Genomic DNA, 15,186 nt, shown 5'->3' with positions numbered 1-15,186 from the left:
TTTTTCTCCCAATTATCTAATCAGTTTACTTTCTAATCGATGCTCATGAGCTAAAATCAACTTAAATTTACTATATTTTTGTGGTGTTAATAAACCCGCTTTATATAAATTATCAATTTCTAATGCTGCTAATTCGATATCCCACAATCGTTTCCCTAAATGAATATAGATATCATATTTTTTTAATTCTTGTAATACATCATAAAATTTATCCATCTTAAGCCATCCCACTCATGAACCACATTACGATAACACTTGTTAGTAACAATAATATAGCTCCTATTTTTTTAAAAAACCTAACCTTTGGTAAATCTAAAGATCTATTGACGCCAATAATATACGCACTTAAAAAACCAAAAAGTAGACCACCTAAATGACCAAAAACATCAATTCCAGAGTTTGGCAAAAAATCAAATACTAAATTTAAGCCAATAAAAATTAAAAAAGTTCTTGCTTGGTCTTTAAAAAAAGGAACCTTTCGATAATTTTCACCCAACATTAAAAAAGCACCAAAAAGGCCAAAAATTGCACCTGAAGCTCCTGCTGAAATTGAATTGCTAAGCCATGTTGCACTTGCTAAATTACCACCAAATCCTGCTATAAAATAAATTATTAAAAACTTAGTATGACCAAAAATTTTTTCAACATATATTCCTACAAAGTATAGTGTTAACATATTCATCAATAAATGTTCAAATCCAATATGAATAAACATTGGTGTAATTAAGCGGTAATACTGACCTGCTTGTAACAAACTACCTGTCATTGCACCCCAGTTTATGAGTACTTCACCATTTTCAGTACCCCCAGCTAGTGTCATTAAACTAAAAATAATTACACAAATAATAATTAAACCTTCAGTAGCCCAATTTCTATTTTTTAAATTATTCAATATTATCCCTCCATCTTTACAATTAATATTTTTTTCACTGGTTGATCAAATTCTTCTATTGGCCAACAGGGAGCACTAGTGATCATTTGGCTTGTAGCTAAACTGATTGTCATCCCTTGATAATTACGCAGATAATTATCATAAAATCCACCACCATAACCAATGCGATAATTTGTAGCTATCTCAAATTTTAATCCGGGAACAATAACTAAATCAATTGCTGACTTTGGTATCATTTTAGCAGTTTTCTCCGGTTCTAAAACACCAAAATTTGTTTTTACTAAGTTATCATTTGGTTGATATTCATAAAATGACATTTTATTTGACTTAAACGTTTTTGGAATTACAACTTGCTTGTTTGCGTGCCAAGCAGCTTCAATAAGTAAATCTGTTGGTATTTCATGTGCCATTGCTTTCGTTATTGCAATTGTCTTAGCTTGTTGCCAAGTTGGTAACTTAACTAACATCTCTTTAAACTGATAAGCTATCTTTAGTCTTTGGTCATTGCTGAGTGACATTAGATATCTTTTGGCTAATATTCGTTGCTGCTCTTTCTCCATTTTATTATCCTTTGTTAGGTTTCTTTATTCAATTCATCCATATTAACTAAATTTACTCTAAATTATTATAAAATAAAAGCAATGTTTAATTATTAAAAAATTAACCACTGCCTTTATCTATTTATATACATTATTTATTCGTTAAAAATAAATTTTGTTATTTTGCTTTAACTTCAGCAATATACTTTTCGTGTTGTGTTGCATCAAACTCATTTTCTGATTTACCAATTATTAATGTCGCCAAGGCATTACCGGCAACATTAACTACCGTTCGACCCATGTCAACTAAACGATCAATTCCAGCAATCAAAGCTAACCCTGAGGCCGGAACACCAATTGTTGAAATTGTAGCTAATAGCACCACAAATGATGCACCTGGAACACCTGCCATCCCCTTTGAAGTAACCATTAGGACAAATAGCAATGTTAATTGTTGCCCGAGTGTTAAATGAATGTGATAGGCCTGTGCTAAGAATATTGCCGCCAAGGCTTGATAAATTGCCGATCCGTCCAAATTAAAAGTATAACCAGTTGGAATTACAAAAGATACTACACCTTTTGAAACACCCATTTTTTGTGTTTTTTCAATTAATCGTGGTAACGTTACTTCAGAACTAGCTGTTGAAAATGCTAAAACTAGTTCATCTTTAAGTACCAGTAAAATATCGAAAATATTTAATCTATATAACTTGGCAACGATACCCATAATAACAATTATGAATATTAACATTGTCATATATGCTGTTAAAATAAATAATCCCAGTGGTTTCAAAGAAGCTAAACCTAATTGTGCTACTGTCACACCGATTAAGCCAGCCACCCCAAATGGTGCAAACTGCATTACCCAACCAGTAACCTTAAACATAACCTCAGCAACTGCTTGTAAAAAGTCAACAACTATCTTAGCTGGTTCACCAATAGCTGATATGCCTAAGCCAAAAAATACTGAGAAAAATATAATTGGTAGCATATCACCACTACTCAAGGCTGCAAAAATGTTTGTTGGTACAATTGTTAATAATATATCACCTATTCCATGGTTAGCAGTTTGTTTTGCGGTTGCAACATATTGTGAAATGTCAGTTGCTTTTAAATTATGTAAATTAACTAGAGAACCCAAGTCAGTTAGATTAGCAACAATTAATCCTAATATCAAAGCAACTGTTGACATAAGTTCAAAGTAAATTAATGTTTTACCCCCAACACGCCCCAATTTCTTTAAATCACCAATATTAGCAATTCCAACAGTCAAACTAGAAACAACAATCGGTAACACGATCATTGATATCATGTTAATAAATAGTGTTCCAATCCCTTGTGCAAAATTAATAAAAGGCGTATTTTTGTAAAAAATGACTCCTAAAATAATTCCACAGATTAGTCCTAATAAAATTCGCCATCCTAATGATAGTCGCAGTAATTTTGTTCGAATCATTACCTTTTCCTCACTTACTATATTAAGATTTAATAAATAATCACTCTTTCTATTGTAAGCTTAGATAGTTAATCTTGTAAACAAACTTTTTATACAACTCGCCACTTCGACCAAAAAAATAATATAAGTAGCCATATGACAGCACCCAACGCCGCATACAAAGTAGTTGTACTAAAGAACAAAACAACAAAAACAAACATAATGAAACCCAACGTTAAATAATCAGTATATGGTGCGCCTGGCATAAGGAAAACATTTTTAGCTAAACCTTTAGTTTGTTGCTTATATCTTAAGTGTGCTAAAACTACCATTCCATAAATAAATAAAAATGTTGTTGTTGCAATACTTGTTATAAAACCAAATACTTCACCTTGCATAAATCCATTTAAAACGACTGCGATACTAATAATAGCCACAGACAAGTTAATTGCACGATTAGGAACTTGTGCTCTTGATAATTTATGCAACGGATTTGTATTATCTGTTAGGGCATACATCATGCGGCCAGTGGTAAAAATGCAACTGTTTAAGGCTGATAATGATGCAGTTAAAACCACAAAATTTATAATACTTGCAGCAGAATTAATCCCAGCAGAACTAAATACCTTTACAAAAGGTGATGCTGCTCCTGAATATTGGGTCCACGGATAAATTGACATGATAGCAATTAAAGAACCAACATAAAATAGTAAAATTCTCGTAGGAATCTCATTAATTGCTTTAGGGATAATTTTTTTAGGATTTTTAGTTTCTGATGCCGTTACTCCAACCATTTCAATTCCTAAAAAGGCAAAAAATACCATTTGAAAAGCTAAGATAAAATTTTTCATGCCCGTTGGAAATAAGCCACCATAATTTACTAAATTAGCCAAACTAGCATGCCCCATGGGTGTTTTAAATTTAATAGCAATTAAAATTGCACCTAATAAAATTAGCCCAATAATCGCCACAATCTTAATTAATGAAAACCAAAACTCTGTTTCCCCAAATGCTTTAACCGTGATTGAATTTAGTCCCCACAAAAGCAATAATACAATTAAGTCCGTTAACCACTGTGGTACATTTGGTAACCAATATTGCATATATACCCCTACTGCCGTTAAGTCCCCCATTGCAATAGTTATCCAACTAATCCAATAAGTCCAACCAACAATAAAGCCAGCTCTAGGTCCTATATACTTGGTGATGAAATTTACAAAACTATGTTGGCTTGTGTCAGAAACTAGTAATTCCCCTAACGCACGCATAATCAAAAATGCGAATATGCCCGTTATTAGATAAACAAATATAATTCCAGGACCAGCTAATTTAATTGATGAGCCAGCTCCCATAAATAATCCTGTTCCAATTGTTCCACCTAATGCAATCAACTGGACATGGCGGTTCTTTAAATCTCGTGCCATTTCTGTTTTTTCAGTCATACCTTACCTACTCTCTTTTTCATACTATATTAGTATAGTAGAAAAACTAACATGAATCAAAAGATTATAATTCATTATTTACATTAGTTTAATTCATCTAACACATTGATACCCTCAATTAAAAAATATCTTTCTTAAAATTTTCCTCTTAAATAAAATTAAACGCATGCCTACTTATGTAATTTATCCTTAAAATAAGCTCCGTTATTTTTCAAATGTATAATAAAAAGCAACTAACTCATATTTTGAATTAATTGCTTTTTATTTCAACCAATATTTACTTTTTTAGTACTACCAATAAAGTTTTTAATTATTTAAAAAAACCTGTTTTATGTTTTTTTTCACCACTAGCTTTTGCAAATGATTTTAATGCTTCTTTTTGACCTTTATTTAGATTTTTAGGTACTTGTACAATTACAGTTACATGTTGGTCACCATTTGAATTTCCACGTAGTTTAGGTGCTCCCTTACCACGTAACCGGAAATTAGTTCCAGTTTGCGTTCCAGCCGGTATTTTCATATTAACATCACCATGTACCGTTTTAACTAAAACCTCATCACCTAATGCTGCTTGCACAAAACTAATTGGCAATTTGTAATAGATTTCTGATCCATCACGTTCAAAATCAGAAGAACTAGCAACACTGAAGACAACATATAAATCACCGTAAGGGCCACCATTTTTACCAGCTTCACCTTGGCCATTTAAACGCATTTGTTGGCCATCTTCAACCCCTGCTGGAACCGTCACCTTAACCTCGTGATCTTGTTGTGTGTGACCACTACCACCGCAAGTCGCACACTTATCAGTTATTTCTTTTCCAGTTCCATGACAAACATCACACATTGCTTGTGTTTGCATTCGCCCCAATGGTGTATTTTGAACAACATTAACATAGCCTGCTCCACCACATTTACGACATGTTATTGGACTAGTTCCTGGCTTAGCACCCGTCCCATCACAAGTTTTACAATTAGCATCACGTTTATACTTAATCGTTGTCTTTTTACCAAAAATGGCTTCCTCAAATTTTAAGTCCATCCGATATTGCAAATCACTACCTTGTTGTGGTCCATTTGGATTCCGACGACTACTGCCACCACCAAACATTTGACTAAAAATATCACCAAAATCTTGGCCACCAAAACCACCAAAGCCTTGCCCACCAAAACCGCCAAAACCTTGAGCACCATCAGCAGAACCATATTGATCATAATTTTGCCTTTTTTGTTCATCACCTACTGTTTCATAAGCGTCTTGAACATCTTTATACTTTTGTTCAGCTCCAGCTTCATGGTTAATATCAGGATGATATTTTTTTGATAACTTACGATAAGCTTTTTTAATCTCATCTTGTGAAGCATCTTGACCTACTCCAAGTGTTTCATATGGATTTTGTGCCATTGTCATACTACCTCTTAATTTATTTTTACTTGCAATTATAATATTATAACAAAGCGGGCTTGGGAAAAATCCCAAACCCACTAATAATAATTAAATTGTCTAATTATTTTTTATTTGGGTCAACTTCTTCAAAATCACCATCAACAGTGTTATCATCAGTACCCTTATTTGAATCTTCATCAGTCGTTTGAGTATCTTGAGCTTGTTGATACAACTTGACAGCTAACTCTTGTGCTTTTTCACTTAAAGCATCCTTTTTAGCTTTCATTTCTTCAAGATTATCATCTGATTGTGCTTTTTTCAATTCTTCTAAAGCATCTTTAGTTGGTTGTACTTCATTTTCAGGAACCTTATCTCCGACTTCTTTAATCGTCTTTTCAGTTTGGAAGATTAATTGGTCTACCTCATTACGAACTTCAACTTCTTCTTTACGCTTAGAATCTGCTTCTTCATTAGCTTTAGCATCATTCATCATACGTTCAATTTCTTCATCTGATAAACCAGAATTTGATTTAATGGTGATTTTTTGTTCCTTATTAGTTCCTAAGTCCTTCGCAGAAACATTTACGATACCATTTTTATCAATATCAAATTTAACCTCAATTTGTGGAATTCCACGTGGTGCTGCTGGAATATCAGTTAGTTGGAAACGACCTAATGTTTTATTATCAGCAGCCATTGGTCGTTCACCTTGAAGAACATGAATGTCAACAGCTGGTTGATTATCAGCAGCAGTTGAAAAAACTTGTGACTTAGATGTTGGAATTGTAGTATTCCGGTCAATTAGCTTAGTAAATACACCACCCATTGTTTCAATTCCTAATGATAATGGTGTAACATCAAGCAAGACAACATCTTTAACATCACCAGTAATCACACCACCTTGAACAGCTGCACCAAGAGCAACAGCTTCATCCGGGTTGATTGAATGTGATGGTTCTTTACCTGTCATTTCACGTACTGACTCTTGCACAGCAGGAATACGAGTTGAACCACCATTTAGGATAACTTGATCAATGTCATCCATTGTTAACCCAGCGTCTTTAAGGGCATTTTGTACAGGAACTTTCGCGCGTTCAACTAAATCCACTGTTAACTGATTAAATTTAGCTCTTGAAAGCGATGTTTGAATATGCAATGGGCCTTGCGCACCTGAGGCAATAAATGGTAAATCAATTTGAGCTTCAGTTGATGATGAAAGCGTCTTTTTCGCAGTTTCAGCAGCATCTTTTAAACGTTGTAATGCCAATGTATCATCTGATAAGTCAACACCATTATTAGCTTTAAATTCAGCTACTAGCCAATCAATAATTTTTTGATCAAAATCATCTCCACCTAGACGTGTATCTCCATTAGTTGAAAGAACATCAAATACCCCATCACCTAATTCTAAGACTGACACGTCAAAAGTCCCACCACCTAAATCATAAACCAGTATTTTTTCATCACGATCTAATTTATCTAGACCATAGGCTAATGCGGCAGCTGTTGGTTCATTGATAATTCTTTCAACTTTTAAGCCAGCAATTTTACCAGCATCTTTTGTAGCTTGACGTTGTGCATCATTGAAATAAGCCGGTACTGTTATAACCGCTTGGGTAACTTCTTCACCTAGATAGTCCTCTGCGTATTTTTTAATGTATTGTAAAATCATTGCTGAAATTTCTTGAGGCGTATATTGCTTACCTTCAACATCGACTTTATAGCCTGCTTCCCCAATATGCCGTTTAATTGAAGAAATTGTATCTTTGTTTGTGATTGCTTGACGTTTAGCTGTTTTACCAACCATTGTCTCGCCATTTTTAAATGAAACAACTGAAGGAGTCGTACGATCACCATCTGGATTGGTAATAATTTTAGGTTCATTACCTTCTAAGACAGCAACTGCTGAGTTTGTTGTTCCTAAGTCAATTCCAATAATCTTTGCCATTGTTAAATTTACCTCTTTCTTTTATTGTGCTACGCTTACCATTGCTGGGCGAATAACACGATCTTTTAATACATATCCTTTTTGCATAACCGCAACAATCGTGTCTGTTGCATGCTTTTCATCAGCATCAACTGATTGAATTGCTTGATGATAGTTAGGATCAAAAACATCTCCAATTTCACCAACTGCTTCAATCGCGTTATCTTTTAACGCTTGTTTTAATGTTTTCAATACCATTTCAACACCAGTTTTCAACTGTTTAGCGGCCGCATCATCTGCTTCAACAGTTAAAGCACGTTCTAAATTATCGATTGCTGGTAAAATTGATTTGGCTAATTTTGTTCCCTCATATTTTAGAAGAGCTTCTTGTTCTTTTTTAAAACGTTTTTGCATATTGTCCATTTCAGCTTGCGCTCTAAAATAGCGGTCTTCCATGTCACTAACCTTATTCTCTAAATCAGCAATTTGCTTATCACTAGTATTTTCTACTACTTGTTCAGCTTGTTCAGCCATAGTTGCTTCTTCGGTTGTGGCTACTGTTTCTGCTTCTGCTTCTGCTTGGTGCTCATCAACATTTTGATCATCTACTTTATTTTCTTGTTCTGCCATTTTGCACCTCCTTACTCATCATAAAAGTGATAATAATTTACTAACTTGCTAGTTAGTTCTTGCCTAAATGCACCTAAAAGGCCAATGGTCTTTGAATAAGGCATCCGGGTTGGCCCCAAAATTGCAATAATTCCTTTCCCGTGATCCCCAACATCATAACTTGCTGTTAACAATGAATAATCTTTTAATAAATCATTAGCAATTTCGTCACCAATTTTAACTGAGATAGTAGTTTGATCATTTTCTTGATCATTAAAGTTCATCATATTATGCATATCCTTCTTACTATTAAGAAGCTCATATAGTTGTTTAATAGCTGCTGGATTATCACTTGAGCTAAAATCCAACAAATTCAAACGGCCCCCGACAAAAAACTGATCTGTTCCAAATTTATTTAAAACATTGTCAAATGTGTCTAAAAAGGCATCTGATGAACTTAAATATTTATTAATCAAAATTGGTACTTCATTAGCTAACTTTTTTACCACAACATCTAAAGATTTACCAATTAGTTGGTCGTTTACAATTCGAACAACGGCCTCTAACTGTTCACTTGTAACTTCCTTGTTAATTGCAAATTGTTGGCTCTCAACATCACCATTATTAGTGACTAAAATAGCCATCACTTGGTGACTTCCTAGTGGGACAAGCCTAAAACCAGACAATGTAGTATTTATCGTTTCTGGTTTAATTGCCAATGCAGTATAGGATGTAAGCTGTGACAACATATTAGTTGATTGTGCTATAATTTCATCAACCTTCGTATAATTTTGATTAAAGGAATCTCTAATTGTTAATATATCCTGTTTTTTAACAAGCATATCAATATCTTTAAGATTATCGACATAATATCGATAGCCTGCTAAAGATGGAATTCTTCCAGAACTAGTATGTTCTTTTTGAATTAACGCTTTTTCCTCTAAAATCGCCATCTCATTTCGAATTGTTGCTGAACTAATAGTCATGCTTAGTTTATCTGCTAATGCTTTTGATCCTATTGCGTGTCCAGTTTCTGTATAAGCCAGAATAATCGCTTGCAGAATCAACTTTTGCCGATCTGTTAACATTCACTATCACCTCACTTTAGCACTCACAACACTCAAGTGCTAACAATTAATATAATACTACTTAGTCAGAGAATGTCAAACATTTGTCGCAATTTTTTATTTTTTTGCATATGGACATATCGATGTTGCCCAATCATAATTGACGAAATATCGATAAAACCTTGTGCTTGATACAATTTTTTGGCTTTAATATTTGTATGGTCCACATTCAAAGTTAAACTTAACTTGTTTTGCTGTGCAATTTGCCATACATCTTCAAGTAATTTTTTCCCCAATCCTTGTCCTTGATATGCTTGGTCAATTACGAGCATTTCTAAATACCATTCACCACTTTTTGTTTCAACATCAGGATGTAAATCAATAGGAGCTGTCCTTTCTAAAAGTAATTCCTTTAGTTTATTTTCGTTAACTCCGTTATATGAATATGCAACTCCTACGACTTTATCTGATTGTGTTAAGATTACCTTAATAACTGCCCACTGACGTAGCTTTACAATGTTAAATGCTTCATTTAATAGCTTCTCTTGCTCATCATTGTTTAATTTTTTAAGTTGGGGTAATTCCATTTGATCAAAAATGCGTTTAAAAAGTGCTATTATCTGTGATTGCATTTGTGAGGTTGCATCCATTATTTGATATTTTTCCATAATTTTTTCCTTCTTAATTTAACTAAACTTAGGTGAATTAGTAGCATGTTGTTCATCGCTTTTTATCATTTGTAATTCATATACTTTTGCATAATTGTCTCCTTGCAACAAAGCTTGTCCTGGTTGATAGCTAATAATAGTTGGTATTTTAATCTTTAATCGTTTTAATTCTGTATTTGTTTTTATTTTATGTGTCAAGGTTGCCCCAAATTGACCGAGGAGCTTAGTTGGTATATCCAATGGGCTTTGCGTTGTTAACAATAGATAAGTGCCAACTTTACGGCCTTCCCTTAATATTTTATACACTCCGTTATTCTCACTGATTTTTTTATTTTTATTAGGTATATAACGATGCGCTTCGTCTATAAATAAAACGACCGGTCTTTTATTGTTCTTATTTTTGACCGATAAAACTTCATTAGCAATGATTGATACAATTTTTTGATCTAAATTTACGATTGGTAATACTTTTGATATATCAATAACTAATGTTTTATTCACTACTTTGTGTGTACTAAATAGCGCAATTAGATACATAATATCAAACCTTACGTTATTATGCGTGGCTAAATGATCAGGTAAATGAAAAATGTTAGCGATTATTGGATCTGATAACGTATTATTAATTTGTTGCAATCTGGTCTGCCACTTAGCTAACTTTTTAAAATCTCTTTCTTGACCAATAACTTCTAAATTCATTGTTTCATCTAATTTGGGTTTTATTAATTCTTCACTAATTTGTTGTCCTAATAAATTGATATTAAACGGTTGTGGATAATTAAATAGTTGATAGCTATCCTTTTTAAAATCTGTCCATTTTCGATTTATTTTTGAGTAAATACCATCTTTTTTATACACATTTTTTTGAATTTTTAAACTTAAAATAGCCGCAGCTAGAACTTTAATTTCTTTCGGTTTATTTAAGGTTAACAGATTCGCCCAAGTATTATTATCAAGTTTAGTATAATCAATAAAGGCATTCTCCCCTAATTTAGCTACAGTCGCATTTTCAATATTTTTATATTCACCGGTTGCATCAATAATAATTGTATTTTGATTATTTCTTTTTAACGCAGTCAGAATACTTAACGCTGAAGTTGATTTTCCACTACCAGTTGTTCCTGTAATTAAAAGATGATTTCCTAATAGACTATTAGCTGTTGTTTTAAATTGTTCATTTTCAGCATTAAGTGCTATATTTTTTAAAATTATCTCTGTCAATCAAATTTCCTCCATTAATTCAATAGCGTCTTATCTAAATTAAAGTAATAAAATGTATACTTTTATTACTGATAATAATTTAACATATTGTGAATCTAGACTAAACCCCTCTTACCTTGACATTGCTACTTTGTAAGAGGGGTTTTATTTGATAATATTATTAATCAACTTATATCTTTAACATCCATTATTTTTGAAACCTGAAAATTTATTTAATAAAATAGTAACTTCCAACATTCTGCCGCTGTTACTCCACCAATTAAGGGTGCTAAAATTGGAACCCATGCATAGCTTAAATCAGCCGATCCTTTATGTTTTAAAGGTAATACTATATAAACCAGTCGTGGTCCTAAATCACGCGCTGGGTTTAATGCCGGTCCCGTCGTACCACCTAATGAAATAACTAGGGTCATCACTAAGAAACCTAATGCTAATGCGTCTAATTTAGGATTAGACTGAGATGATGTTATTCCAAGAGCACAAAAAATCAACACAAAAGTACCAATCACTTCTGTAATAAAACCATTCAGACAACTTTTTGAAACATTACTAGTCGCGAAGGTTCCTAGCACAACGCCATGATCATCTGTGACATCATAATGTGGTTTATAAATACCAACCACTAATATTTGACCAACAATTGCGCCTAAAAGTTGTGCTAAAATGTATGGCACAACTTCCGACATTGGAAATAAGTTAATCATTGCTAAACCGATTGTAAACGCAGGGTTAATATGATTACCTGAAATCGTACTAAACATCATGGCAGGTAACATTACCCCCATCCCATAACCTAAAGCAATTAAAATCCATCCACCTTTATTTCCCTTACTTTTTATTAAATCAACATTAGCAACCGCACCGTTTCCTAATAAAACTAATAATAGCGTACCAAAAAATTCTGCGATTAAACGCGTTAAAAGCGGATAATCCATAATAGTTCCTCCAAATGGTAATTATATAATTCTGTAGCTCATATAGTTTACCATCCACTATTATAAGTAACAACTAAAAATTACTAAAATAAATTTTTTATCGCTAATCAAAAATATTATCAAATGGAATATCGATATATTTTTGATTACTAACATTTTGCTTAGAATTACCTTCACGATTAATAGATTGTTGGCGTGCCTGCCGATTTACTTCTACTTCATGGGCCGTATTAATATTCTTTTGTTGCCAATTAATTAAAATCTGCTCAATATATCTAAGATTATAAACATTATTTAGCACAGCTTCTTTAAGTGCTAATAAAATCATTTCTGGTTTAAAACTATAACTATCTAACCATTCACTAATTTTTTGTAATTCTATACTAGAAAGAGGTCTTCTGAACTCGCTTTCAATATTTGCAAATATTTCACTACGACTAGTTGCTGTATTGATTGGTTTAGGTATTGCTTGGTCATTATCATTTTTAATTTGCATCGTTAATAATTTTTCTGTTAAACCATTAAATGACAGCACATCCATTTTATGTTGTTGATTTATTTGCATCGTTTCAATTTCTGCAAGCTTTGCATTAACCATTTTTTGTAATTCATTAGCAACCTGATTTTTTGTAAAATGCAAATTATTAGCTATCATGTCAAGATCAGGAAATTTAGTACCTTGATCAAGTGCACTTTTCGCTTGAATATAAATTAGTAGTTGCTCGTTACTCATTCCAATATCAAAATAATGAATCAAGAGATAATTACTGAATACGGTATTTCCTGATTGTATATAATTATTTAAATTATTTTCATTTATCTTCAAATTTAATCCTCGTTTTTTAGAAGTTTTTATTATTATAGTAATATACTGCTATGAAAAAACGAACCATACTAATTATAGTTCGCTTTCCATTTATTTTTATTTTTAAGGTCGTAATCTATTTAACGTACGTGGAAATGGAATAGCCTCACGAATATGTTCAGTTCCTGTAATCCAGGTAACTGCTCGCTCTAGGCCAAGGCCAAAGCCACTGTGCGGAACTGATCCATATTGCCGTAAATCTAAATACCACTGGTATTCAGCCAAACTCAATCCTTGTTCTTCAATTCGTTCTTTTAGATATTCATAATCAGTATCACGCTCAGATCCGCCAATTATTTCTCCATATCCTTCTGGTGCTAATAGATCAGCAGAAACAACAACATCATCTCGTGATGGATGACGTTTCATATAAAAAGCTTTAATTGCTTTTGGAAAATTAATAATAAACACAGGTTTTTCAAAATGATTAGCTAAAAATGTTTCCTCAGGTGAACCAAAATCGACTCCCCATTCGACATCGAAGCCATTATCTTTGAGTAAGGTAACTGCATCATCATATGATAATCTAGGAAAAGGTAACTGTGTATACTTTCGAAGAATATCAATATCTCGATCTAAAAGTTTTAATTCGTAGGCATTATGATCAATTACATTTTGGACTAAAAAGGCAATATATTTTTCTTGAATTACTAAACTTTCTTCCTGCGTTGTCCACGCCATTTCAGGTTCAATCATCCAAAACTCAGTCAAGTGACGTCGTGTTTTTGATTTTTCAGCTCGAAAAGTTGGTCCAAAAGTAAATACTTTACCATACGCCATAGCGCCTGCTTCAGCATATAACTGACCAGTTTGCGATAAATAAGCTGACTGTCCAAAATAATCGGTTTCAAACAATTCAGTAGTTCCTTCTGGCGCTGAACCAGTCAAAATTGGTGCATCTAATTTTGTAAATCCTTCTTTATTAAAAAACTCATATGTTGCTCTAATAAGTTCATTTCGTATCTTCATAATAGCAAATGGCTTTTGATGACGTAAATATAAATGACGATGATCCATCAAAAAGTCGGTACCATGTTCTTTTGGTGTTATTGGATACTCATCAGAAGATCCAATTTCTATGATTTTTGTCACTTCTATTTCATAACCAAAATGTGAACGCTTATCTTCATGAATTATTCCGACAACTTTAATAGCTGCTTCTTGTTTTAGCTCTTTAGCTAATTCAAAAACTTCTTCTCCAACTTTTGCTTTAACCACAACTCCTTGAAAAAAGGCTGAGCCATCTCTTAATTGAAGAAATGCTATTTTTCCACTTGATCGTTTATTTGTAAGCCATGCACCTATTTCAACTTCTTCTTCAACATGTCTGGCGGCATCAATAATATTAATTTTTTGCATTGTTTTATCCTTATCTCTATGTAAATAGATTATTTCATTTAAAAACCATATATTTATTTTACATCATAAAGACGTTCTGATATAGCACCAAATTTATAAGTAAAACATCTGTTTACAAATTTTTGATTAATTTTAATTCCTTACCATTACTAAATTGTATCGTCACAAAACTTAATGAATTTTTTTTTGTTTTAAAAGAAATATCCCATGCAGGAACACCTTTATACATTGTCAATCCTAATGAATAAACCTTTTTTGGATTATATTTAGCCCACACTAAATTAACTGTTTGTTGATAGCTTAATCCTTTTTTCAGATATATTTTAATTGGTTTAATATTTTTGGCGTTCTTGCTAGCCTTCATAATAAACGCTATTTTTACATTATTTTTATCTTTGCCAAATACTGAATAATATGTATGTGCGCGTTTTGATACTAAAAAGTCTGTTTGTTTTTTTAAGCCTTTATTTTTAGCAATTGTCGCATATTTTACTTCAGCATCTTTAGCAGACGTAAGTGCCGTGTTTACAAATGTGATACCAAATCCAATAAATAAAATAATGCCAATAATTAGCCATGTTATTGGTCTTATTTTACGTCGATGATGGTAGATATTTTGCCGTAATTCCATTTTAAGCCCCTCGTTATTTCTCAACTAACATATAATTATAACAAAATAATTACAACATACCTAGTCATCTAAACATCTAAACCAAGGAAATTAAATCTTATTTAAAGTTTTTTAGGGTCTACACTTTTTGGTACTGATAGACATGACGTCGTCATGTTAATCGGTATCTTTTTTTCTTGCATTTTGTAAAAAAAGGTGTAAAAAAAGAG

Annotated in this window: 15 protein-coding genes; all 15 read right to left on the bottom strand. The window is 32.6% G+C overall.

Annotated elements, in window-relative coordinates; genetic code table 11:
- Positions 1-12: 12 nt before the first annotated feature.
- On the bottom strand, positions 13-216 hold the full coding sequence (locus JOC59_RS04490; protein WP_205143606.1) for a YqgQ family protein: 204 nt from the start codon (positions 214-216) through the stop codon (positions 13-15).
- 1 nt (position 217) lies between these two features.
- Positions 218-892: a rhomboid family intramembrane serine protease gene (locus tag JOC59_RS04485; RefSeq protein WP_239517015.1), complete on the bottom strand. Its 675-nt coding sequence runs from the start codon at positions 890-892 to the stop codon at positions 218-220.
- 2 nt (positions 893-894) lie between these two features.
- Positions 895-1,452, bottom strand: a complete 558-nt coding sequence (locus JOC59_RS04480; protein WP_205143605.1) for a 5-formyltetrahydrofolate cyclo-ligase — start codon at positions 1,450-1,452, stop codon at positions 895-897.
- Between the two features lie 157 nt (positions 1,453-1,609).
- Positions 1,610-2,887 carry a dicarboxylate/amino acid:cation symporter gene (locus JOC59_RS04475; RefSeq protein ID WP_205143604.1) on the bottom strand — a complete coding sequence of 426 codons (1,278 nt, stop codon included), beginning with the start codon at positions 2,885-2,887 and terminating at the stop codon, positions 1,610-1,612.
- An 89-nt stretch (positions 2,888-2,976) separates the two neighbouring features.
- Positions 2,977-4,308 carry an amino acid permease gene (locus JOC59_RS04470; RefSeq protein ID WP_205143603.1) on the bottom strand — a complete coding sequence of 444 codons (1,332 nt, stop codon included), beginning with the start codon at positions 4,306-4,308 and terminating at the stop codon, positions 2,977-2,979.
- A gap of 310 nt (positions 4,309-4,618) precedes the next feature.
- A complete protein-coding gene (gene dnaJ / locus JOC59_RS04465; protein ID WP_205143602.1) occupies positions 4,619-5,719 on the bottom strand; it encodes a molecular chaperone DnaJ in 1,101 nt (366 codons plus the stop codon).
- 97 nt (positions 5,720-5,816) lie between these two features.
- Positions 5,817-7,643 carry a molecular chaperone DnaK gene (dnaK, locus tag JOC59_RS04460; protein ID WP_205143601.1) on the bottom strand — a complete coding sequence of 609 codons (1,827 nt, stop codon included), beginning with the start codon at positions 7,641-7,643 and terminating at the stop codon, positions 5,817-5,819.
- A 21-nt stretch (positions 7,644-7,664) separates the two neighbouring features.
- Positions 7,665-8,252: a nucleotide exchange factor GrpE gene (gene grpE, locus JOC59_RS04455; protein WP_205143600.1), complete on the bottom strand. Its 588-nt coding sequence runs from the start codon at positions 8,250-8,252 to the stop codon at positions 7,665-7,667.
- A gap of 11 nt (positions 8,253-8,263) precedes the next feature.
- A complete protein-coding gene (gene hrcA, locus JOC59_RS04450) occupies positions 8,264-9,319 on the bottom strand; it encodes a heat-inducible transcriptional repressor HrcA (RefSeq protein ID WP_205143599.1) in 1,056 nt (351 codons plus the stop codon).
- Positions 9,320-9,384: 65 nt separating this feature from the next.
- Positions 9,385-9,966, bottom strand: coding sequence for a GNAT family N-acetyltransferase (locus JOC59_RS04445; protein WP_205143598.1), 582 nt, complete (start codon positions 9,964-9,966; stop codon positions 9,385-9,387).
- An 18-nt stretch (positions 9,967-9,984) separates the two neighbouring features.
- Positions 9,985-11,187, bottom strand: a complete 1,203-nt coding sequence (locus JOC59_RS04440) for an ATP-binding protein (RefSeq protein WP_205143597.1) — start codon at positions 11,185-11,187, stop codon at positions 9,985-9,987.
- A 212-nt stretch (positions 11,188-11,399) separates the two neighbouring features.
- A complete protein-coding gene (locus JOC59_RS04435; protein ID WP_205143596.1) occupies positions 11,400-12,122 on the bottom strand; it encodes an MIP/aquaporin family protein in 723 nt (240 codons plus the stop codon).
- Positions 12,123-12,225: 103 nt separating this feature from the next.
- On the bottom strand, positions 12,226-12,948 hold the full coding sequence (locus tag JOC59_RS04430; RefSeq protein ID WP_205143595.1) for a DnaD domain-containing protein: 723 nt from the start codon (positions 12,946-12,948) through the stop codon (positions 12,226-12,228).
- A 102-nt stretch (positions 12,949-13,050) separates the two neighbouring features.
- Positions 13,051-14,346, bottom strand: a complete 1,296-nt coding sequence (gene asnS, locus JOC59_RS04425; protein WP_205143594.1) for an asparagine--tRNA ligase — start codon at positions 14,344-14,346, stop codon at positions 13,051-13,053.
- A 112-nt stretch (positions 14,347-14,458) separates the two neighbouring features.
- A complete protein-coding gene (locus JOC59_RS04420; protein ID WP_205143593.1) occupies positions 14,459-14,977 on the bottom strand; it encodes a cell wall elongation regulator TseB-like domain-containing protein in 519 nt (172 codons plus the stop codon).
- Positions 14,978-15,186 lie beyond the last annotated feature (209 nt).

The organism is Periweissella beninensis, assembly GCF_016908275.1.
GTDB lineage: Bacteria > Bacillota > Bacilli > Lactobacillales > Lactobacillaceae > Periweissella > Periweissella beninensis.
Note: the sequence above shows the minus strand (reverse complement) of the source record. Positions and strands in the feature narration are given on the sequence as shown.

What these genes read in the sequence shown, in the direction of transcription:
- JOC59_RS04490 (WP_205143606.1), bottom strand. Translation starts at nt 216, where the DNA reads ATGGATAAATTTTATGATGTATTACAAGAATTAAAAAAATATGATATC.
- JOC59_RS04480 (WP_205143605.1), bottom strand. Translation starts at nt 1,452, where the DNA reads ATGGAGAAAGAGCAGCAACGAATATTAGCCAAAAGATATCTAATGTCA.
- JOC59_RS04475 (WP_205143604.1), bottom strand. Translation starts at nt 2,887, where the DNA reads ATGATTCGAACAAAATTACTGCGACTATCATTAGGATGGCGAATTTTA.
- JOC59_RS04470 (WP_205143603.1), bottom strand. Translation starts at nt 4,308, where the DNA reads ATGACTGAAAAAACAGAAATGGCACGAGATTTAAAGAACCGCCATGTC.
- dnaJ (WP_205143602.1), bottom strand. Translation starts at nt 5,719, where the DNA reads ATGACAATGGCACAAAATCCATATGAAACACTTGGAGTAGGTCAAGAT.
- dnaK (WP_205143601.1), bottom strand. Translation starts at nt 7,643, where the DNA reads ATGGCAAAGATTATTGGAATTGACTTAGGAACAACAAACTCAGCAGTT.
- grpE (WP_205143600.1), bottom strand. Translation starts at nt 8,252, where the DNA reads ATGGCAGAACAAGAAAATAAAGTAGATGATCAAAATGTTGATGAGCAC.
- hrcA (WP_205143599.1), bottom strand. Translation starts at nt 9,319, where the DNA reads ATGTTAACAGATCGGCAAAAGTTGATTCTGCAAGCGATTATTCTGGCT.
- JOC59_RS04445 (WP_205143598.1), bottom strand. Translation starts at nt 9,966, where the DNA reads ATGGAAAAATATCAAATAATGGATGCAACCTCACAAATGCAATCACAG.
- JOC59_RS04435 (WP_205143596.1), bottom strand. Translation starts at nt 12,122, where the DNA reads ATGGATTATCCGCTTTTAACGCGTTTAATCGCAGAATTTTTTGGTACG.
- asnS (WP_205143594.1), bottom strand. Translation starts at nt 14,346, where the DNA reads ATGCAAAAAATTAATATTATTGATGCCGCCAGACATGTTGAAGAAGAA.
- JOC59_RS04420 (WP_205143593.1), bottom strand. Translation starts at nt 14,977, where the DNA reads ATGGAATTACGGCAAAATATCTACCATCATCGACGTAAAATAAGACCA.